Here is a 21594-nt window from a genome sequence, read left to right on the forward strand (position 1 = left end):
CCGCCTCAACACGCCTCTTCCTGAACCAGGCTTTCACAAAGAAGCCTGGTTTTTTTGTGTAGGGTTGAACAACGTCGTCAGCATCTTTCTCCTGTCACTCAGCGCTTCTTCTCGTCTCCATACCGTTCTTTATCGCCTTGGGGGCTAATTCTTCGACCCCGAACCAGAACGCAGCAATCTCCAGGCAATTCCAGAGAGCAACAGAGCCCCCAGAATCAAAAGGGACCAGACCAGCCAACGCTGCCATTCGGCTCCATTCAAGCGACCATGCTCGACTCTTCTCCCTTCTTTGTCTGGCTTGGGAGCTAGGGAAGCACTGATCACCGTTTCCATTGTCGCACTTGAGTGCAGGTTTCGAAGAAGATGAGGAGTTTGCAACATCAAGTCCTTTCGGGTGCTCCCGAAAGCGAGTATCCATGGGGCTCGGCCCTGGGTCAAAAAATACACGGTTCCAGAATGCCATCCTATCCTCAAGCGAGGCGGTGGTGCGGAGAATTTTTTTCCGAAGTCTAAGCGCCAGTAACGATCCTCGCGCCGACCGATGCTTATGGCGGAGTTCGCCCGAAACGTTCCGTCCGAGTTCGATTCGCGGACCCTGAAGAGCACCGCCTCACCCGCAGCACGCCATGGCATTCCCGGTTCGGAACGAGAGGAACAGCTCGCTCGATAGAGCCCAGGCTCCCTCAGGACAAAGTCGAGTCGCGTAACGGGAAACGCTCCCCCGAGATCGTACTCTACGACGCGATGGTCGGGTGCCAGTACGCCATCGAACTCGGCGAACTCATCTTCGGAAACCCCTTGTCGCACCAAAAAGGAACAGCGCACCTCCGTGAGCGAGAAGGCCGAACCTGCGCCTCTCACTCCCAGCACAAGATAACGACCCGGAGCGCTCAGCAGTTCGATCTCGCCGCTGTCCAGGCGCGCATCTCCCCTCCGGAGCCGGATCAGGGGTATGCCTCGGCACACCGTACTCCAGTCGCGAAGGTTATCGCTTCGAAAAACGTCGACTTTTGCATTCAGCTCCACATCTCCCGAGCCCCGGAGGTCCAGCCGATACGAGTTCGGATCTCCGCCCGGGAAGATGGAGGCAAGATCCAGAAGGTAACGGCGGTCGGAAAAACTCCTGTCATGCACCCTCCCCTCCCGAAGCTCGACAACTCGGACATCCGCATCGATCCGCACGGAGATGTCCGTAGGCGTCCCCCCCACCTCGCCGTCCCGATTCTCTCTGGGAAGTTCAAAGAACGGCAGGGACACCTCGGATCGAACCGGAATCGCCTCTGAATCCGTAACATCCGAAACCACAGTAAAAGGAACGATCTCTCCATTCGAATCGAAGATGGCGAGATCGTGGTTCTGGAATTGAATCAGCCCGCCATAAACTTCGATCGGAATCGAAAACCTGTGGAATGCTCCATCTAGCCCCGTCCCTGTAATTTCGCATTCGTGAATGAAATCCATGCGTGAAACCGGTTTTTCCGAGGCCTTTCCCCAAGTCCTGCAAGGCATCAAAAGGATCAACACCAACACAAGTCCTGTCGCCCAACTCCCTGAGCGTTTTCTCCCAACCATGCCTTCACTCTCCTGAGCTATGTTTAGCCGTACCGTGTGCGTCTTCGGCAGCCGTCTCCTTGGGAGGCAGCGGTGCGGCCCAGCCGATGAGCAGGAAGAGCCCGCCCAACACCAGAAAGGCGAGGATACGGGTCAAAGTGGTGCTGTGGTTCAGGTCGACGAACAGCAGTTTGAGCATGTCCACTACCAGCAGTCCCGCACCCGCGTGCCAAAGCTGACGATTTCCGGTCCGCTTCCCCTGCAGGATTCCCGCGAGGCCCCAAACGCCCCACAGGATGGCTATAATCCCCTGGAAATGAGGCGCCTTCAGCACCGCCAAAATCGAGGAATACGACTCGTCCGAGTACCACCATGCCACCCGCGCTGCAATTTGGTTGCCCCAAACGAAGAGGAACGCGCAGACCACCTTCCGAAAGAGCCCGAACAGACGGGGGACATCGGCAAAGAAGTAGCGGAACAAGAGAACGAACGACAGGATGAAACCTGCCTGCCAGAGTTCGAGGGGATTCAAAAAGGGGACAAATATTCCTTGGACGGATGTTCCTTTCCAGGCAAAACTGCCGATAAAAGCGGGGAGCTTCAATAACAGAGGAAGCAGTGCAGCCGCAGCCAAGGACTCTGGGGGCCCCGCTAAAAATGAACGCTCGCGTATCCGTGATACGTGGAGCAGCAATGTCGTCAGGGGCAGGAGGGAGAGGAGGCGTACCCAATCCGAACCAAACGGCGCACCCCATCGGCCCAGAGTCTCACCGACAAGCGTCAGCCCAACAAAAAGAGCGGCAAAATGAAAGAATTTGAATCCATGAAAGCTCGTCTCCGTTTTATACAGCAGGCGGAGCGACAGTCCGATCGTAACCGTGTAGATGAGGGCGTTTGCCGTCAAACTGCGCTCGATACCGAAAATGTCGGGGACTACGGGTGATAAGTCGAGAAACAACGTCCCCAGAGTCCAGAGGAGTCCGGCAACCAGGGGCCCGAACAGAAGGAGACGAGCCGCCGGCCAGTCGAAACGTAGAGAGGCCCAACACCCGGCCAGAGCGGTCAGACAAGCAATCGAAAAGGCAGAGAGCCAGGGAAGGCCGATACGCGACACTTGGTCGACAAGAGTCCACCACCACCAGAGGGTTCCCACACCGGTCAGGAGCCAGGAAAAAACAGCACAAGCCGGACGTAGATTGGCATCGAGAAGTCCCGTCAGCCAGCGTTCCTATTTATTGCCGAGCAGCGGAGATCCCTCACGTGGCCTGAAGCGAGCGATCCAGAAACCGCTACACCAGAGGGCAACGGAGAACAAGATACCGCTGGCAAGGATCGGGCTCAGCCTTGAAACGGCCTTCAAATCGACCCGGGTCAGTTCGGGGACATAGAGGATGAGGGCTCCCACCTGCAGGACGATCCCCCCCAGGAGAGTTTTGAGGCTTCCGTAACGGCAGGCAACGACGACCAAGAACGCCCCCTCGGCCGCCCATACGGCGGACGAGAGGACGCGTTCAAAGGCGTAGGGAAAAACCAGGTTCGAGAAGAGGATGCTCAGCGCGGTGAAGAGACGCCATAGCATGGGATGACACCGCTCCCCCTTTCGACGCAGCCCAACCCCGAGGAACAGATACCACACTCCCAGACCAAGGCAGGTCAAGGCTATGCCGTAGACGAAATGTCCCGCTATACGGGCCTGCAGGAAGAAGAATACGAAGGGGAGCAGGATGGCCAGGGGCATGTCGGTTTCGTAACGCAGTCCGCCATCCGCGCCATCGAAGGGGCCGTTTTTAACTGAGAGGAGAGCGAATCGGAGCACGATCAACGTGTAGGTTACGAAGAATAGAAGCAGGAAGGGCTCCACCAAGGAGAAAAGCTCCGGCCTCCAGTTGTACCGGCCCCAGAACAGGGAGACGGCGAAAGAGAGGAGGAAGCCCATACGGGTCAGGAGACGCCAACGGCGCCGGAACGTGATGACCAGAATTTCGAGGTTCAACAGGGTGCAGACAGAGAACAGCATCACGAGGTTTCGGGTTCCCACCTGAATCAGGAGCGGGGCAGCGAAGCCACCGAGGATCGCGAAAAGCGCCAAGGGCTCGTAGTCCTGTACCAACGCCAAGATAACGGTGACAACGGAGAGGAAGAGCATTGCGCCAACAGCCGGTCCTTCCGAGAGGATGGGCATATTGACGGGAAGAGAATGGAATTTCGCAGCGGCCAGAACGACGAGGTAGAGCACGCCCATGCCACCCCCCTGGAGGACGAGAGCGTAGGTACGGCGCCTCAACCGCATGCGAAAACCGAAAGCCAGCATAAGGATTCCTGTAACGGCAGCCGCCGCCAGGCGCATCTCCAAGGTCAGCAGACCGGCCTGGATTGCGTAATTGAAAAGCAAGCCGAAGCCCACGAGGAAGAGGAGCACCCCCGTACAGACCCAGATGTTCCCCTCCGAAAGCAACCAAGCAAGGAAGCGGGAACAGGCGACGGCGACAGGGCCAGGTTCGCGTTTGCGGAGCAATGGGACTCCGGCCGGGGGGGGTGTTGCCACGTCAGCGGGAACGAAATCCTCGACAACGGGTTTCTCCATTGCCTCTGGCTCGGAGACCTCGGGAGGAAAGTCGGCATCGGCCGCAGTTTCGGCCGATGTCCCAGCGAGAACGATCGGGCTTTCGGAGTTCTCCTGGATAGCGCTGCTCGGAGGTTCGGAGGGTTCCGGCGCAACGGACAAGACCTCCTGCTCCTTCGGAAACTGAAGGTCGAGCGGCATTGTTCGGGAGGAGGAGAGCAACTCCTCCGGGAGCTCTGGAGAAGCGGTATCCCGTCTTAGCTCGCTGATTTTCTTCTCCAGGTCATCAAGTCGGCGATTCAGATGATCTCCCAGGTCGCCTGTTTTCACCATGACCAAGATCGGCGATAGGACCAGCCACAAGACCGCAAAAAAAATAAGCAACGCCATTACTCTCAACCCCGCTTTCTTCTTGATCTGGAACCTCAAAGACGAATTGCGTCGACAATGATTAAATAACTAAGTAATTAAATTATTACACAAAAGTCCTTCATCTTCAAACTTCGACGTTAGAAAAAGATCTGAGGCCTGAAAGCAGAACAAGGAGCACGAAAAAGAAGTGGCATGAAAACCTCTTTGATACATCGATGTATACAAAAACGCAATCCGATGGAAGTCTATACCATACAAAGCATAACACAAAGCGCTGCCGTTGAGAGCGAAATATCCTCCATAACCGAGTCCTTCTTCAGGTCCTTCAAATTCGGTTCCCTTCTGAATTTGCATATTCTCTCGTGACGTATCTCCGTTGACTTTCGTCCCAGAATAAAGTATGGTTTAGTCGAACCATATGTGAGACAAGACATCCCATTTTGGAGGAAGAGTCTGTGGTTGATAGACGGACAAAACTGGATGCGGTGGACAAGGTGGTGACCATCATGGACGAGCTCTGTGCCTCGTCCGGCCCCCTGAGCATTCGAGAGATCGAGAGGAAAACCGGGGTTCCAAGAAGCACCGCTCACCGGTTTATCGCCTCTCTGGAGCGCCGGGAGTGGATTCACCGGGACGGCGAGAGCGATCGATATCGACCCGGCATCCGTTTTTTTCTCCTTCAGCGTAATGACTCGTTCTACGAGGAACTCGTTCGAATAGCCCATCCGATCATGGAACGCCTCACGAAATCCACGAAGAAAACGGCAATCATGAGCGTCCTTGAGAGAGATGTCGGGCTGTGTCTTCACAGCGTGGAGCCGCCCATGTCCATGAAATTCGTAGCTCACAAGGGGATGAAGATACCTCTGGACGTAGGTGCCACCGGCAAGGTCCTTCTGGCCTTCGCTCCGGAAAGGATTCGAAACGACTTTTTGAACTCCTTGAGGGCTGAGCGTCGTAGATCTCTCAAAACCGAACTTGATGAGATCCGTGAACAGGGGTACGCCTTCAGCAGGGAAGAATGGATATCCCATGCCGGGGATATCAGCGTCCCCATCTGGAACACGAACGGCGCTTTCGTCGCACAACTGGGCATCGCCGGACTCGTGTCCAGCTTCGACGACAGAGAACAAGAGCTTACTCAACAGGTCAAGGAGGCCGCAGGAGAGATCGGGCAGGCCCTGTAATTCCGGTACAGCTCTATCAAACCTGAAAAATCAGTCACAACAGAGATATCAGGAGGAGGAAACCATGGCAAAACAGCTCATTGAGTGCGTGCCCAATTTCAGCGAAGGGCGAAGAAAAGACGTTATCGAGGCCATCGTTCACCCCTTCAAGAACCAAAGGGGATGCTACCTTTTTGATTATCGGGCCGACGAGGATCACAACAGGCTCGTGGTGAGTCTGGCCGGAGAACCTCAACCCATCTGCGACGCCGTCATGGCAGCCTCCAGGGTTGCCGTGGAGTCGATAGACCTGAACACACATCAGGGCGCCCATCCCCGCATGGGAGCGATCGACGTCATCCCCTTTACCCCCATCAACGGCATCTCGATGGAAGAATGCATCGACCTGGCCCGAAACTTCGGCGAGCGCTTTCATCGGGAGCTGAACGTGCCTGTATATTACTACGAGGAAGCCGCACTCCGTCCTGATCGAAGGAGGCTTGAGGTCATCCGCAAGGGTCAGTTCGAGGGCCTCAAGGAGGAGATCACGCAACCGGAGCGCCATCCCGACCTGGGAGAGCCAGCTCTTCACCCCACAGCAGGAGCCACGGTCATCGGCGCCAGGAAGTTCCTCGTCGCCTTCAACGTCAACCTGAACACCACCGACGTGGACATCGCCAAGGCCATAGGTAAGCGAGTTCGAGCCTCGGGCGGCGGGTTCACCGCTGTCAAGGGAATCGGTCTGGCCCTTGAGGACAAGGGCATGGTCCAGGTAAGCATGAACATCGTGGATTACGACAAAACAGCGATCTACCGGGCTCTGGAGTTCATCCGTATGGAGGTCGCCCGATGGGGCGTCACGATCAACGGAACCGAGGTATACGGGATGATCCCCGCTGCCGCCATATTGGACAGCGCAGCCTACTACATGCAGATCGACGATTTCAACCCCAACCAGGTTCTGGAACTGAAGCTTCTGGAGCTCATGCGAGAAGAGGACTGACCATGACAGCCACACTCTTTCACAACGCGTCCATTACGACGCCTATCAGTGGAAACTCACCCCTCGCCGGCCCTGAGCAGGGGCAAGTCACGACCTTCGAGGAAGGCGCCCTGCTCTGTGAGAACGGATTCATCGCCGCCGTGGGAAATCGTGACTCGGTGTTCGCCGTTGCCGACAGCGCCGACGTGGACATGGAGGTGGACTGCGAGGGTGCATGCATGATACCGGGATTCGTCGATCCCCACACTCACATCTGCTTCGCTAAACGACGAGAGAGGGAGTTTTCCATGCGTTTGGCGGGGACTTCGTACCTTGAGATCCTCAAGGCCGGCGGCGGTATTTTATCATCGGTCCGCTCCGTCCACGAGGCCTCCGAGGACGATCTCTTCGAGACGACCCTGGACAACGTCCTTTCAGCGCTGAACTTCGGCACCACAACCATGGAGATCAAAAGCGGCTACGGACTGACCACCGAGTCGGAGCTCAAGATGCTCTCGGTCATCGACAGGATCGCCCGGGAGACCCCTTTGGACATCGTTCCGACCTTCATGGGAGCCCATGCCGTGCCCTCCGAGTACAAGGACAATCCCGACGATTTCGTGGATATCCTCGTGGACGAGATGCTTCCGGCAGTGGCCCAACAGGGGATCGCCCGATACTGCGATGTCTTTTGCGAGGAGGGAGTCTTCTCGGTAGCTCAGAGCCAACGGATCCTTGAGGAAGCTCGTAGGCTGGGTTTTTTACTCCGAATTCACGCCGACGAGGTTCACGACCTTGGAGGGGCAGGTCTGGCTGCCCAGATGAGAACCATCTCGGCGGAGCATCTCCTGGCCGCTAACGAGGCGAATCTCAGAGCCATGGCCGATCAGGGCGTGATAGCTAACGTGCTTCCCGCGACCGCCTACAGCCTCAAAAAACCCTATGCCCCGGTCCGTACCATGATCGACCTGTCGGTACCTGTCGCCCTGGCCACGGACTGTAACCCGGGATCATGCTTCACCGAGTCGATGCCTTTCATCTTCGGCCTTGGCGTTATGAACATGAACATGACCATAGAGGAAGCACTCGTCGCCGTCACGTTGAATTCGGCCTGGTCTGTCGGCCTTCAGGACAAGGTAGGAAGCCTTGAAGCAGGCAAACAAGCCGACTTTCTTCTGCTTGACGGGGAAACCCCGGCTGTATTGGCCTACCACGCCGGCGTCTCACCGGTCACAGAAGTGTACAAGAAAGGCGTTCACGTAGCGTAATAAAGATCACTATCATGAGAGAAGAGAAAGGGGTATGAAAATGAAACTATCAGAACTGACCGTCAAAGGCTTCGTTCAGGAACTGGCGTCCGATTCTCCCGCTCCCGGAGGGGGGAGCGTCGCTGCACTGGGAGCGGCCCTGGGTGCGGCCCTCAACTCCATGGTGGCGAACCTCACCGTCGGCAAGGAAAAATACAAGGGAAACTGGGACGCCATGGAGAAAGTCCGTCTGGAAGCCCAAGCTTTGTGTGATCGATTCCTGGAGCTCATGGAGGCAGACACGGAAGCCTTCAACATCTTCATGGCAGCACTGAAGATGCCCAAGGAGACCGATGGACAAAAAACCGCTCGATCCGAGGCCATCCAGGCCGCTACGAAAAAGGCCATCGAGGTTCCTTTCGAGACCATGCGTCAGTGTTCGAACGTGGTTCGTCTGGCCGAGATCGCCTGTGACAAGGGCAACCCCAACGCGATCACCGACGCAGGTTCCGCCGCAGTCCTGGCCCGGGCCGCCGCCGTAGCGGCGTCGTATAACGTGAAGATCAACCTGATGGGACTCAAAGACAAGGATTTCGCCGCAAAAACGGCGTCCGATACAAAGACCATCCTGAAAGAACTGGAAACAAGCGTCGTCTCTGTAGAAAAGCTCGTTCAAAACGCCATCAGCTGAGAAGATGAACGGTGTGACGACCATGAACGACAATATCGTCTCCGGCAACGCTATGACCATCAAACTGGGAACTGACCTTCCCGAACGGGCTGCCTTCGTCGAGGGCATCCGCCGAGCTCCCGACCGAGGATGGACACTCAACAAGTCCGAGACCGAGCTGGCACTGAAAAACGCCCTGAGATACGTCCCGGAAGAGCTCCACGAGGCCCTGGCTCCCGAGTTTATGGAGGAACTTCGAACCACCGGACGAATCTACGCTTATCGCTACCGCCCGGCTGGGCGGATCTACGGCAAGCCCATCGACGAATACAGGGGCAAATGCACCGCAGGCAAGGCTTTTCAGGTCATGATAGACAACAACCTGGATTTCGAGATCGCCCTCTACCCGTATGAGCTCGTCACCTACGGCGAGACCGGACAGGTGTGCCAGAACTGGCTTCAGTACCGGCTTATCAAAAAATACCTGGAGGAGCTTACCGACGAGACGACTCTCGTGGTCGAGAGCGGCCACCCTCTAGGGCTCTTCAAGTCCAAACCAGATGCGCCTCGGGTCATCATCACCAACGGGCTGCTTATCGGCATTTTTGACAACCAGAACGAGTGGCATCGAGGCATGCAGTTGGGAGTTACCAACTACGGTCAGATGACCGCTGGTGGGTGGATGTACATCGGCCCTCAGGGCATCGTCCATGGGACCTTCAACACGGTTCTGAACGCTGCACGGCAACGCCTGGGCGTTGGTGCCAAGGATAACTTGGCAGGGATTCTTTTTGTCTCCTCTGGACTGGGGGGCATGAGCGGTGCTCAGCCCAAAGCCATTGAGATCGCCGGCGGCGTGGGGATCGTAGCCGAAGTCGACGCTTCCCGGATCGAGACCCGTTACAGTCAGGGCTGGGTATCCAAAGTCACCGACAGCTGCAAAGACGCATTCGCCATGGCTCAAGACGCGATGGACAGGAAAGAGCCCCTCTCCATCGCGTACCACGGCAACGTGGTGGACCTGCTGGAGTACGCCGAGAGCAACGACGTCGAGATTCCCCTGCTGTCGGATCAAACATCCTGTCATGCACCGTACGACGGCGGCTACTGTCCGGTGGACATGACGTTTGAGGAGAGAACCACCATGCTCCACGACGATCCGTCTCAGTTCCGAAAAAAAGTTGACGAAACCCTCCGGCGTCATTATGCCGTCATCAAAAAACTGACGACCAGGGGGACCTACTTCTTCGATTACGGCAACTCCTTCATGAGAGCCGTCTACGATGCCGGGGTCACCGAGATCTGCAAAAACGGCGAGAACACCTACGACGGCTTCATCTGGCCATCCTACGTTGAGGACATCATGGGCCCAGTGCTCTTCGACTATGGCTACGGTCCCTTCCGCTGGTGCTGCCTGAGCGGTGATCCCGAGGACCTCAGAAAGACGGACAAAGCCGCCATGAACTGTATCGACCCCGATCGTCGGAGCCAGGATTACGACAACTGGGTCTGGATTCGAGATGCCGAGAAAAACAAGCTGGTCGTCGGAACCCAGTGCCGTATTCTCTACCAGGACGCCGAAGGGCGAACCAAGATCGCCCTGAAATTCAACGACATGGTCCGCAAAGGCGAGATCGGCCCCGTCATGCTGGGACGAGACCATCACGACGTCTCGGGCACCGACTCACCCTACCGGGAGACATCCAGCGTAAAGGACGGAAGCAACATCTGCGCCGACATGGCCACACAGTGCTTTGCAGGAAACGCCGCTCGAGGCATGACCCTCTGCGCACTCCACAACGGAGGTGGGGTCGGTATCGGCAAAGTCACAAACGGAGGCTTCGGCATGCTCCTGGACGGCTCAGAACAAGCCGATGAGATCGTCAAATCAGCCATGATGTGGGACGTCCTGGGTGGAGTCGCCCGCCGGGCATGGGCACGATGCGACCATGCTGTCGAAGTCAGCCGAGATGTCAATGAGAACTACAGAGGCGAGTATCACATCACCCTCCCCTTCGTGCCGAAAGAAGATCTCGTCACCTCCGTGGTTGATAAGGCCTGGAAGAGGAGAAAAGACTGATATTTTACCCTAAAAAGCGGCATAAAATGCATAAGAGGTTCCGTCATTCCATCTGACGGGACCTCTCTTTTGTTGCCTAGGACAAAAAACATGATATAGTATTCATATATATAAAAAGAATTAAAATAACTCAGTATGCTTTTGTACGAGGCAAAACTGCGGCGCAACTTATTTTACATGCAGCTTTAATGACCTTAAGAAGGAGGAAGAACGATGAAAAAAACGACACTTCTGTTTGGAGTATTGCTGATCGTAACTCTTGTCGCAGGCGGCAGAGGAAATATGGCCATCGGAGCTGAGACCAAAAAACCTGAGGCGGAGGACCGGTACGAGGTCTCCCTCAAAGCGAGAGGCTCGATCTCGTTCAACGTACATACCGAGCACGACAAAGAATGGGTCGACAACATAACGGGACTATACCTAAGAAAAAAGACAGGCTCTCCTGCAAACCAGAAAATGGACCTCGTGTCGGAAAAAAATCTCGTGGATAAGGGAAAATACGCAATAAACACCGTACGGATAACCATGGACAGCGATTTATTCTCTTTAAAACCTGAAGAAGTCGCTGAGTACGAAATTTGTATCACGTCCAAAGGCGCAGACCCCGTATTGATGACTCTCAAGGTCACAAACTACAGACCCCTCACCTTCACGTTAAGAATGTTCGACAAAAATGGCAAATTGAAAAAAGTAAAATCATATACCTTTGATGAGATGAAAAAACTTGCAAAGACAGAGGGATACTACAGTTCGGGCTGTGTCATGCATGGGCTTATCAGTTTCCGCGCTCAGGGTGTACTCCTGAAGGATTTATTGGCCGATGCTGGCTTTGAATTCTCCAAGGGCATGTCGCTGGCATGCAGAACGACGGATGCTCCCACCGAGATCAAAGCCACGAAGGTCAACTCGAGCACCCGTACTGGTGAGGTGATGCAAAACCCTCAAAAATATTGGATAAAGCCTAGATCCACAAATAAATACAAGCATACGTACGAGGAACTTCTGGGGAGAAAACGATACTTTGTCTCCGCTCCCTGGGATGATACAACAATCGGACAAATTCTGAAGGACGACGGTAGAAAATTCAGCTTCAGCGCCAGAGAGTCCCTGGCCTCCAATCCCAAATATCTGATCCCCGTGCACCCCATCATCGCCATAAAATATACAGAGCTTCAATATAATTCGAACTCAGCGGATATCCGTACCTTCCAGGATAAATTCTACGATCTGACGGCAGATGAAAGGGCTTTCCGTTTTCTCTACGGACTTGCACTGGACGATGACCCCGTCGTCAACGTCACAGCATACGATAAAGAGGCAAAGGAATACCCTGTCGTGGAAACCCCTGAAAATAAAGGCAAGATCGCGCTGGAAGAGGGCCACGACCCCTGTGGAACTACCGCAAGACAAGCGAAGAACGTCTTTGGGATCGATATCTTTGAAGATGGTTCCGAAAAATAGCGAGGTATAAGCGTCCTGTTAAGACGGACCGGCTAATCACGTAATCAAGCCGACTGGGGCTTATTACAAGACCTCTTCTCCCGGCAAAGCCGCCCATGAGACCAATAGAAATTTAACTTCTAGTGCTTCTCCAATCGAAATAAACGTCCTGGCGGCTTTGCCGGCACGAGGAGGGGAAAGGGAACACCGATATCATGAAGAAAAATTTTCCATCTCTTATGGCATCACGGATGTATCTGATCCTCCTCGCTCTTGTTTTGTGTCTGTGCTGTCAAAGCTCAACGGCCCTGGCGGGCCACGGCAGCACAGACACCTCATCTCCGAAGGAGAAAACTCAGGAACTGAAAGACGGGATCTACACGGGATCAGCCATTGGATATGTCGACAGAATCGTCGTAGAGGTGACCGTCTCCGAAGGAAAAATCACTCAATTAAAAATCATTGAAGACGCAGAGGATATCGAATATATGGACATGGCCCTCTCTCTGCTGGAGGACGTGATCGATAAGCAAAGCACGGATGTGGACACGGTGGGGGGGGCAACCAGCAGCAGCAAGGGAATTTTAAAGGCCGTTGCCCAAGCCCTTGAGAAGGCATCAGAGCAAGCTTCCCCCGAGATACAGAACGAGACGCTGAGCGCCGATGTCGTCGTTCACACTCTTGCTAAATTAAAAATTCTATTTTCTCTACTTGTGTGCCTCGTGATAGCTGTAATTTTAAACACCCCCATCAAAAGACACCCCTGGGTTTTTTATGCCGGAGCTCTTCTGGTGGCTCTGCTGAGTCTGTTCTATTATCCCCTGAAGTGGAGCTCGTTGTTCCCTGACTGGTGCGACAAGCTCGTGCTCGATTCAATGCTCCGTGGGACTTTTCCCACAGCGCTTTTCATCTGCGTCATGTACGCCGGTGCGTTGCCCATACAGAACCGCATCACTCAAAAACTCATGAGAATCCGGACGGAATTCTCCATCGCAGCGTGCATTATAACCTTGAGTCATAACATCACATATGGGAAGGTCTATTTCAAAGCCATGATGACGGGGTTTAAGGGAGTCCCCATACAATATGGGATCGCGACCCTGATCACGCTTCTCCTTCTCACGATCATGATCCCTCTTTTCATCACCTCGTTTCCCTCCGTTCGGCGCACAATGACGCCTCGACGCTGGAAAAAACTCCAACGGTGGGCGTACGTTTTTTATGGAGGTATATATTGCCACGTGGCGGTTATGTACATTTTTGACCTTAAAAAAAGAGCTCTTGAACTGGCTTTATACACGATCCTCTTTGGAACATATGGATGTCTTCGAATCACGAAAGCCTTCAAAGAGCAAAAAAACCGATCAATATAATCGGGAAGGTGCCAAAAATTCATGATAGATAGATAGGCACACATCCAGTATGAACCACCTGACCGTACCGTAGACGAAAGGAGGTGCCACTCTGGCTCAGGGGGGTACCTCCTTTCGTTATGTGAGCGAGGCAGACATCGTCCCAAGCCGAGAGGACACAGGAGATACCCTTCGAGGCGACGGTACGGAGTAGGCAGGTCAAAAACACGTTTGGGGGCGAGAGAGGACTCTGGCAAAACGATCTGAGGCTGGGAGAGTCGGATGCAGGTTTTTAGAGGGGCCCTGTAGTGATATGCGGAAAACGCGTACAGGGAGATTTCTCCAAAGGCTTTAGGCGTCATCAACGTCGGCGATGGTGATACCAGGAATGAAAATCAAAAGACCATGAAGGCCACAGAAGACAAAAATCGCCCCGACGTGTACGTGCAGTTTCAACGTCAGGGCGGTCTATTCACGATCTGGGTGGGATCTATCGATCCAACCGCACAGCAACTCCTACGTCAATCATGATCACCCGATAAAAATGGACGCACCCGGCCCAAGAGGCAGGTTCAGGAAATACCATACGGCTAAAAGCACGATCCAAATGGCCATGAAGAACAGGGACAGAGGAACCCCACGAGAGACGATGGTACCGATTCCTGCCTCATCGTCGTATTTCGCCGCAAAGCCCAGAAGAATGGGGAAGTAGGGCATCATAGGCGTGATAGAGTTGGTACACGAGTCACCGATACGATAGAGCAATTGGGCCAGCTGAGGCGAGTAGCCCAGGTAGTACAACATGGGTACGATGACCGGGGCCATGAAAGCCCATTTGGTGGACCCGCTGGTGACAAAAAGGTTAACAAAAGTAGAAAACAGGATAATCATCACCAAGAGACTGAACCCCGTGAACCCTGCGGACTGAAGCGCACCGGCCAACTTCACCGCCATGACGATGGCCATGTTGGATTTTGTGAAGGCTGCGATGAAATTAGCGATGGGCAGGATGATGACGATATAGCTGGCCATACCGCCAACCCCTGAGACCATTGAAGCGACCAGCTCCTTAGCCGAGGTGATCGTCCCCGCTTTCCTCCCGTAGATGAGACCTACCAGGATAAAGTACAGAAGCAGGATGGGGACCAACCCTTTGATCAGGGGCGAGGGGATAAGCACGTCCTTCACGGGGTCCCGAAGGATGCTTCCCGGTACAAAAGCATAACCGATAATGCCGATCCAGTAGATAGCTGTAAAGAACATCGCCATCCGGAAGGCCTTGGCCTCCTCGGGGGAGACCTCAAATCCGGCGCCGCCGTGGCGCATCTCCCTGGCGGCCTCGCAGTGTTCGAACTTCTCATCCCACTGGCCGAAGGTGGGCATCATGAACTTGCTGACGAACACCGCAGCCAGAGCCGAGATCACCACGGTTGAAGCTATCATGAAGAAATAGTTCGCCGTGGGGTACACCTCGGCGCCGGGCTTGACGATCTGATACGCCGTTGTCGTGATCCCTGCAAGAAGGAGGTCGGTTCCGGCAATAAACAAGTTGGCGGTGAACCCGGCACAGACAGCACCGTACCCCACCACCAGCCCGAAAATGGGGTTCTTTTTCATGGAGAAGAACAAAGACGCTGTCAGGGGCGGCACGATGACGATAGCCGCATCGGAGGCCAGGTTACCGCAGATTCCAAAGAGAAACACGGCAAAAATGACGAATTTCTCCGGAACGTTCGAGATATTCTTCATGAGGTTCTCCAGGAACCCCGACTTGGTCGTGACCCCCAGCCCAATCATCATCACCAGAACCAACCCCAGAGGGGGGAATTTAGCGAAGTTCTTGACCATGTTACGTACTGTCCAATCGAACCCCTTATGGGACAGCAGATTCACGACCGCCACCGACGTGTCGGTTCCAGGCTTGGTCACGGACACGCCCTCGAAGAGCGCCGAGAGGATCAGAACCAGGGCCCATAGGCCTATGAACAACCAAAACGGATGAGGCAGCTTGTTCCCAGCGACCTCAATCCCCTTGATAATCTTGACGAGAACTCCTTCTTTTGCCCGTGCATTTTCAGTCATATGTACCCTCCTTAATCGATCTTGGCAACGTCGGAGACGACACCTGCCAGGACATCAAGACCTATCCCCATGGCTCGTTCGTCAAAATCAAAAGCCTCGTTGTGATGCCCCGCCGAACAGTCGGCCCCGACGATGACATACGTCGCCACACCTCCTCGACGCTGCACCCGATCCATCATCCAAGTGGCGTCGTCGCTGCCGCTCATGAGAGCCTCAGCCAGTACATGCATCACCCCCTCCGCGTCTTGAGCCGCCCGAACGACCACCTCCACCGCCTCGGGATCACTTGAGGCTGTGATGGCCTCCCCCATCTTGGTCACGTGCCACCCCACGTCGTACATTTCTGCTGCCGAGCGAACGATGGTCTCGGCCCGACCGTAGACGTACTGGGCAATGTCGTTGGTTTCGCCCCGGGTCTCCACCTTCATGGACGCCCGGGATGGTACCACGTTTCGTCCCTCCCCAGCCTGAAGCACACCTACATTGACTCGACTGAGACCATCCTTATGAGGGGCAATGCCGTGAAGGTTGACGGCAGCCGTAGCGGCGGCCAACAGAGCGTTTTTCCCCTTGTGGGGCTCGGCTCCGGCATGGGCTCCCTGCCCCCGATAGGTCACGTCAAACTTGGTAGTACACAGGAACCCCCTGGTACCGGCAACGATCGTTCCGGTGGGGAAGCCCAAGCCCAGATGGGCAGCCACGAAGAAATCCACGTCGTCCAGAAGCCCCCTGGCCGTCATGGCGTATCCGCCACGAACGCCCTCCTCGGCCGGCTGAAAGAGAAGCTTGATCCGACCTCGGAGCCGATTTTTCTCCTCCATGAGGAATCGTGCCAGAGCCAGCCCTATAGCGGTGTGGCCATCGTGACCACAAGCGTGCATACATCCGGGGTTTTGAGACGCAAACCCCTTCTGAAACGGCAGATGAGCCCCCCCATCAGCCTCGGTTGTCTCCACCGAGTCTATATCAAACCGCAGGGCCACAGTCGGTCCAGGACGCCCTGTCTCCACAATAGCGACGGCGCCGGTATAGCCATCCATCTCCCGTAGCCACCGGGGGTCGGCACCCTGGCTAACCGCCCGTTGGATAAAGGGCTCCAGATCCTCGGGACGCCCCATGATCGAGTTCTCATCCACCACCGACCGCCCCACAGCCACATCGTAGCCCATGGCTTCCAGGGCACCGGCTACGTAGGCGGTGGTCCAGAACTCGGTCCATCCCGCCTCGGGATGACGGTGGAGTTCCCGACGAATTCGGATCATCTCCTCCATAGTACCTGCAACCCCCTCTCTCATGACGGGGCGGCTCCTTTCATAAACTCCAGAGCTCCAGCAGACAGGTACGCGACACCCAGGGGGAGGGCCTCGGGATCCGGCAGGAAGCGGTCGTTGTGGATGGGGGGCATGTCACTCAAAGGGACATCCCGAGGGCAACACCCCAGCCAGGCAAAAGCCGATGGGACCTTCTCGGCAAAGAAGGCAAAATCCTCACCGCCAGGATGGACCGGCAAACCACTCAGGAGATTCTCTTCTCCCAAAAGGACAGAGACAACTTCCTGTGCGCGGGCAGTCACCTGAGGATCGTTCATAGTCGAGGGATAGCCGTACTGATAGTCAACCTCACATCGGGCACCCAGGCTCAGACACGTTCCCTCAGCGACCCGATGGATCAGCCGGTCCATATCGGCTCGAACGGCGGGGTCGAAGGTCCTGACGGTTCCGTCGTAGGTCACCTTATCGGCCACGATATTATATCGATCACCGCCGGAGACCGTCCCCAGGGTGAGCACGGCCGCCTGGGTCCCACTGATGTTTCGTGAAACGATGGTCTGCAGGGCCATCACCATAGCCGAGCCCGCCACCACGGCATCCGTACCCAGGTTGGGCATGGAGGCGTGAGAGGCCTTACCGTGGACCGTTATCCTGAGACGATCAGATGCGGCGGAGACAGCCCCGGGCTGAAGGCCGATGGTCCCGGTTTTCAGGGTAGGCCAGACGTGGAGCCCCAGTACCACGTCCACCTTAGGATCATTCAGAGCCCCATCGGCGATCATGTAGGGAGCTCCACCGGTGGGAGCCGACTCCTCCGCAGGCTGAAAAAGGAACACCACTGTTCCGTCGAACTGTTCGGCCAAGTCTGCCAGAACATGAGCTACTCCCAGGAGCATTGCCGTATGGGTATCGTGACCACAGGCGTGCATGACACCGTCGACCTCGGATCGCCAGGGAACATCGGTTTTCTCCTGAATGGACAGGGCGTCCATGTCGGCTCGAAGACCGACCACAGGTCCATCCCCCCGTCCCCGGAGAACCCCGACAACTCCGTGTCCTCCAACTCCGGTACGGACTTCTATGGGGATATCTTTCAAGACATTGGCCACCAAAGCCGCCGTTCGCTCCTCATGATAGCTCAACTCGGGATGGCGATGGATAGTTTCCCGATAGCTCATATACAGTTTCCTGTATTTTTTTTCCAACTGCCGCACTCTTTCCATCACCGCTGCCTCTCCTCTCTCGTTCGACGATCGTCAGCAAAGATCCAACTCTCATCTGACCACTTTTAAACTATATCACAGCACTCCACAGGATAGAAGTAAGACTATTTTTACACAAGCACGAAGAAATACAGGCTCTCGCTATTTTTACCTTTTTACAGGATGGATGCTATACTCACAAAGAATATAATTAAGTTGTACAATATGAATCAATACCAAAGTGTCGTTTCAAGACAGGGGGCTTTGACATGAAGGTCATTTCTGTATCCATTGATGAAGCTGCGAGACACCTTCTCTCCTCAAAGATAACGCCGTCCTTCGGCGATACCCGGTGTTGGGGCATCATCAAAGTTATGAAAAGAGATCGTTATGGCCTCTGACGAAAATCGAGCGCTCAAAAAGGCCGGCCTTCGAGCCACATCTTGCCGAATCGCCTTGCTTCGGGAGCTGAAACGTCGGAAGACCCCTGTGACCCATGGAGACCTGGAGAGAGCCGAGAGTCTGAAGGATTTTGATCGGGTGACCCTGTACAGGACCCTGAACGTGCTTGAAGAACGGGGACTACTACACCGGGTTCTTGGGTTGGATGGAGTTTGGCGTCATTGTCGGCACGATTCTCACCCCAAAGGCTGCCCCGGTGATCACATACATCTCGTCTGCACGAACTGCGGCAAGATGATTTGCCTTGATGACCAGCCTTTGCCAATAATCAAAGCTCCCGATGGATGGACCGTCACGGGGAAACAGTGTGTGGGATACGGCCTCTGCGGCGAGTGTATCAAAGAAGATGAGGAAAACGTGAATGCCCTTCACATCACCTCATACCAGGGAGCACGCTGACAGTGACAATCGGCGCCCTGATCCCAGCAGCCGGCCTCTCTTCCCGGATGGGCCTGTGTAAAACCTCAATGGACCTCCTGGGACGACCGACTCTGACCTGGGTCGTGGGATCCCTCCATACGGCAGGAATCCAGTGCCTGGTCGTCACCGGTCACTGGCGGGACGAGGTGGCCCCCCTGGCTCGTTCTATGGGATGCCAGATGGTCCACAATCCCAACTACCGTCAGGGGATGTTCTCGTCGGTGGTGACCGGCTTCAAAGCCATGCCGCTCCACTGGGATCGCATCTTTCTCCTCCCAGCTGACATTCCTCTCGTCCGTCCTGCGACCTTGCGACGATTGACCAGACAGGAGGGCTCCGTGATCTACCCCACCTTTAACGGACAGAGGGGACACCCTCCCCTGCTCCATCGGGACATTACCTCCGTCGTCCTGGACTGGTACGGAGAGGACGGGCTTCGGGGTGCTCTGAGAAGCTTCGAAAGCCGAGCGATCCAGGTTCCCGTGTCCGACCAGGGGACGATCCTTGACATGGACGACCAGGACGACCTGAAGAAGATTCGAGAGATGGCCAGACGGAGGGATATCCCCACCTCAGACGAGCGTTGGGCGCTGGAGTCACTGGCGGGTACCCCCGAACGGGTGAGGCGCCACGAGGCGAAAGTGGCCGAAACAGCCGCTATCCTGGGGAATGCCGCAAAACGGGCGGGACTCCCCATAGACCAGGAGGCTCTCATCGCAGCGGGGCTCCTCCACGATCTGTGTCGTATCGAGAAAGACCACGGCGCTGCCGGGGCCTCCATGCTCCGTGAACACGGTTTCGAGCTTCTGGCAAACATCGTGGCCCACCACATGGACTACCCCTACCGAGGAGTACTGGACGAAGGGGCCATCCTCTACCTGGCCGACAAGCTCACCTGCGACGACAGGCTTTGCTCGTTGGACGAACGCCTTCAGAGGATGCTGTCCAAGTTTCAAGACCGTCCAACGGCTCGGGAAAGCGCCAAAAGACGACTGGCAAAGGCCCGGAGCATACTGAACGACATGGCCGACCTGATTGGGAACGATCCAATGAAATTCCTTCGATGAATACCTTCGTCCTGCTCATCCGCCATGCTAAGCCCGCAGTCGCCTCCGGGATCCTCTATGGGAGCACCGACATTCCCCTGAGCCCCGAGGGCGTTCAGGAGGCCAAAAATCTGGCACCAATCCTGGGGAACCTCGACGTACATCAGGTTTTATCAAGCCCTCTACGTCGTGCCAGAAGTACCGCCGAGGCCACAGGACTGCCTCCCGAGACGATCCCCGGTTTTCGGGAGATTCATCTGGGAACGTGGGAGATGATATCGTCTCAGGACCTGAAGCAACACGATCCCCAGGCTTTCCAGGATCGATGGAAGCATCTGGAGACCTTCCGCCCCCCCGGTGGCGAGAGTTTTCAGGACCTGGCCGATAGAACCATCCCAGCCCTGAGGCAATTGGTGAGTTCTTCGGATGGAGTTCTGGTCGTCTTCGGTCACCTGGGAGTCTTTCGAGCCGTCCTCTGGAGAGAACTGAACATTCCTCTGAAGACCACGTTCTCCATAGCACAGGACCACTGCGGTATCCACGTCCTAGAATACGGGAAGGCGGGAGTACACCTCATCCGGGTCAACTGGCGTCCCTCGGTCATCTAACGACCCAGCCATACGCTGCAACGAAAAAGAAACGGAGGCATAGTTCATGGACAAAAACATCCTTCACAATATGCGCCTCGCTCTGAACGGCGAAAATACCGGGGTCCTGTGTACCGTCGTCGGGAAAAACGGCTCAACCCCGTGCCGGGTGGGTTCAAAAATGTGGGTGGCTCCCGACGGTTCCATCACCGGCACGGTAGGAGGCGGCGACCTAGAACGCCAGACCATCGCCCGGGCTCTGGAGCTTCTCAGAAAAGGAATCCCTCATGACCTTTTGTCATACCATATGGAGCCCGATACAGAACACCCGGAGGGCCTGATCTGCGGCGGAGCAACGTCCCTGTTTCTGGAGGTCATGGGACGTCGGCGGGAGGTGGTGATCTTTGGGGCTGGGCACGTGGGGCACTCCGTAGGGACCCTGGCGTCTTTCTGCGGATATGGGGTGACCTTCTGGGATGATCGAGAAGACATCACATCACCACCTCTGGAAGGGGCCAAATTCATCTCCATACCCCTTCCCCAGGCGATACAGGAGCTCCGTCTGGAACAGGGCGTGTCTGTTGTGATCTGCACATGGGCCCACGGTAAAGACGGCGACGTTGTCCGGCTTCTGGAGGGGACGAACCCATCATACATCGGCATGCTCTCCTCAAAAACCAAGGGCGCCACCTTGTGGGGACGGCTTCGGCGGGAAGGGGTCTCGGAAACCCATCTGAAGAGGATCCATACCCCCATCGGTCTCAGCATCGGGGCCGGCTCACCCCAGGAAATCGCGGTATCCATCATGGCTGAGATAATATCTGTGGACTCAGGGAGAACCCCAGAGAGCTGTTGTCCATCGACCTAATGAAAAAACCAGAAGGAGACGGCGGCCTTGCCATTTCTTAAATTTTAATGAGATCCGTTTGACTCTTCATCGGACGAGGAGAACGGTATTGATGCACACACGGAAACCCAGAACAACATGATAAAAATGAGGAAGAGCCGCCCCGATTGGGAGCGGCTCCTCCTTTCGTTATGCTGTTTACCTCTATACCCTCGGCCCATACACCCTTCAGCGCCTCAGGAAAACAAGTGGCA

Annotated in this window: 17 protein-coding genes; 11 read left to right on the top strand and 6 right to left on the bottom strand. The window is 55.5% G+C overall.

Annotation, left to right across the window (positions count from 1 at the left end; all coding sequences use genetic code 11):
* Positions 1–144: 144 nt before the first annotated feature.
* The 3 genes from CSA35_08835 to CSA35_08845 are packed head-to-tail and all read right to left on the bottom strand — an operon-like array spanning position 145 to position 4504.
* Complete coding sequence (locus tag CSA35_08835) at positions 145–1572, bottom strand: hypothetical protein (protein ID PIE53903.1); 1428 nt, start codon at positions 1570–1572, stop codon at positions 145–147.
* A gap of 4 nt (positions 1573–1576) precedes the next feature.
* Positions 1577–2770 carry a hypothetical protein gene (locus CSA35_08840; GenBank protein ID PIE53904.1) on the bottom strand — a complete coding sequence of 398 codons (1194 nt, stop codon included), beginning with the start codon at positions 2768–2770 and terminating at the stop codon, positions 1577–1579.
* 9 nt (positions 2771–2779) lie between these two features.
* Positions 2780–4504 (bottom strand): hypothetical protein, encoded by a 1725-nt coding sequence (locus CSA35_08845; protein PIE53905.1) that lies wholly within the window; start codon positions 4502–4504, stop codon positions 2780–2782.
* A gap of 437 nt (positions 4505–4941) precedes the next feature.
* Between CSA35_08845 and CSA35_08850 the strand changes: the two genes are divergently transcribed.
* The 7 genes from CSA35_08850 (at position 4942) to CSA35_08880 (ending at position 13444) form a co-directional block, all read left to right on the top strand.
* Positions 4942–5673, top strand: a complete 732-nt coding sequence (locus CSA35_08850) for an IclR family transcriptional regulator (protein PIE53906.1) — start codon at positions 4942–4944, stop codon at positions 5671–5673.
* Positions 5674–5737: 64 nt separating this feature from the next.
* Positions 5738–6655, top strand: coding sequence for a glutamate formimidoyltransferase (gene ftcD / locus CSA35_08855; protein PIE53907.1), 918 nt, complete (start codon positions 5738–5740; stop codon positions 6653–6655).
* A gap of 2 nt (positions 6656–6657) precedes the next feature.
* Entirely contained in the window at positions 6658–7902 is a 1245-nt protein-coding gene (locus tag CSA35_08860; GenBank protein ID PIE53908.1) for an imidazolonepropionase, read from the top strand.
* Positions 7903–7942: 40 nt separating this feature from the next.
* Positions 7943–8572 carry a methenyltetrahydrofolate cyclohydrolase gene (locus CSA35_08865; protein ID PIE53920.1) on the top strand — a complete coding sequence of 210 codons (630 nt, stop codon included), beginning with the start codon at positions 7943–7945 and terminating at the stop codon, positions 8570–8572.
* Positions 8573–8594: 22 nt separating this feature from the next.
* Positions 8595–10631, top strand: coding sequence for a urocanate hydratase (locus tag CSA35_08870; GenBank protein ID PIE53921.1), 2037 nt, complete (start codon positions 8595–8597; stop codon positions 10629–10631).
* Positions 10632–10844: 213 nt separating this feature from the next.
* A complete protein-coding gene (locus CSA35_08875) occupies positions 10845–12092 on the top strand; it encodes a hypothetical protein (protein PIE53909.1) in 1248 nt (415 codons plus the stop codon).
* A 194-nt stretch (positions 12093–12286) separates the two neighbouring features.
* Positions 12287–13444: a hypothetical protein gene (locus CSA35_08880; GenBank protein PIE53910.1), complete on the top strand. Its 1158-nt coding sequence runs from the start codon at positions 12287–12289 to the stop codon at positions 13442–13444.
* Between the two features lie 510 nt (positions 13445–13954).
* On the opposite strand, the gene CSA35_08885 is transcribed toward CSA35_08880, so the two are convergent.
* The 3 genes from CSA35_08885 to CSA35_08895 are packed head-to-tail and all read right to left on the bottom strand — an operon-like array spanning position 13955 to position 17999.
* Entirely contained in the window at positions 13955–15505 is a 1551-nt protein-coding gene (locus tag CSA35_08885; protein ID PIE53911.1) for an ABC transporter, read from the bottom strand.
* An 11-nt stretch (positions 15506–15516) separates the two neighbouring features.
* Positions 15517–16800, bottom strand: coding sequence for a peptidase M20 (locus CSA35_08890; protein ID PIE53912.1), 1284 nt, complete (start codon positions 16798–16800; stop codon positions 15517–15519).
* Entirely contained in the window at positions 16797–17999 is a 1203-nt protein-coding gene (locus CSA35_08895) for a peptidase M20 (GenBank protein ID PIE53922.1), read from the bottom strand. The genes CSA35_08890 and CSA35_08895 overlap by 4 nt, the downstream gene beginning before the upstream one ends.
* 369 nt (positions 18000–18368) lie before the next feature.
* Here CSA35_08895 and CSA35_08900 point away from each other — a divergent pair, with 369 nt between their 5' ends.
* The 4 genes from CSA35_08900 to CSA35_08915 are packed head-to-tail and all read left to right on the top strand — an operon-like array spanning position 18369 to position 21361.
* Positions 18369–18839, top strand: coding sequence for a transcriptional regulator (locus CSA35_08900; protein ID PIE53913.1), 471 nt, complete (start codon positions 18369–18371; stop codon positions 18837–18839).
* Between the two features lie 2 nt (positions 18840–18841).
* Entirely contained in the window at positions 18842–19927 is a 1086-nt protein-coding gene (locus tag CSA35_08905; GenBank protein ID PIE53914.1) for a phosphohydrolase, read from the top strand.
* Positions 19924–20514 carry a hypothetical protein gene (locus CSA35_08910; GenBank protein ID PIE53915.1) on the top strand — a complete coding sequence of 197 codons (591 nt, stop codon included), beginning with the start codon at positions 19924–19926 and terminating at the stop codon, positions 20512–20514. The genes CSA35_08905 and CSA35_08910 overlap by 4 nt, the downstream gene beginning before the upstream one ends.
* A gap of 46 nt (positions 20515–20560) precedes the next feature.
* The gene (locus CSA35_08915; GenBank protein PIE53916.1) at positions 20561–21361 is read left to right on the top strand and encodes a xanthine dehydrogenase; all 801 of its coding nucleotides are present in this window, start codon (positions 20561–20563) and stop codon (positions 21359–21361) included.
* Positions 21362–21594: the final 233 nt, after the last annotated feature.

This window comes from Dethiosulfovibrio peptidovorans (assembly GCA_002748665.1).
Lineage (GTDB): Bacteria > Synergistota > Synergistia > Synergistales > Dethiosulfovibrionaceae > Dethiosulfovibrio > Dethiosulfovibrio peptidovorans_A.

Bases quoted from the DNA above. Each gene is read 5' to 3' on its own strand.
- CSA35_08835 (PIE53903.1), bottom strand. From the start codon at position 1,572: ATGGTTGGGAGAAAACGCTCAGGGAGTTGGGCGACAGGACTTGTGTTG.
- CSA35_08845 (PIE53905.1), bottom strand. From the start codon at position 4,504: ATGGCGTTGCTTATTTTTTTTGCGGTCTTGTGGCTGGTCCTATCGCCG.
- ftcD (PIE53907.1), top strand. From the start codon at position 5,738: ATGGCAAAACAGCTCATTGAGTGCGTGCCCAATTTCAGCGAAGGGCGA.
- CSA35_08860 (PIE53908.1), top strand. From the start codon at position 6,658: ATGACAGCCACACTCTTTCACAACGCGTCCATTACGACGCCTATCAGT.
- CSA35_08865 (PIE53920.1), top strand. From the start codon at position 7,943: ATGAAACTATCAGAACTGACCGTCAAAGGCTTCGTTCAGGAACTGGCG.
- CSA35_08870 (PIE53921.1), top strand. From the start codon at position 8,595: ATGAACGACAATATCGTCTCCGGCAACGCTATGACCATCAAACTGGGA.
- CSA35_08875 (PIE53909.1), top strand. From the start codon at position 10,845: ATGAAAAAAACGACACTTCTGTTTGGAGTATTGCTGATCGTAACTCTT.
- CSA35_08880 (PIE53910.1), top strand. From the start codon at position 12,287: ATGAAGAAAAATTTTCCATCTCTTATGGCATCACGGATGTATCTGATC.
- CSA35_08885 (PIE53911.1), bottom strand. From the start codon at position 15,505: ATGACTGAAAATGCACGGGCAAAAGAAGGAGTTCTCGTCAAGATTATC.
- CSA35_08890 (PIE53912.1), bottom strand. From the start codon at position 16,800: ATGAGAGAGGGGGTTGCAGGTACTATGGAGGAGATGATCCGAATTCGT.
- CSA35_08895 (PIE53922.1), bottom strand. From the start codon at position 17,999: ATGGAAAGAGTGCGGCAGTTGGAAAAAAAATACAGGAAACTGTATATG.
- CSA35_08900 (PIE53913.1), top strand. From the start codon at position 18,369: ATGGCCTCTGACGAAAATCGAGCGCTCAAAAAGGCCGGCCTTCGAGCC.
- CSA35_08910 (PIE53915.1), top strand. From the start codon at position 19,924: ATGAATACCTTCGTCCTGCTCATCCGCCATGCTAAGCCCGCAGTCGCC.
- CSA35_08915 (PIE53916.1), top strand. From the start codon at position 20,561: ATGGACAAAAACATCCTTCACAATATGCGCCTCGCTCTGAACGGCGAA.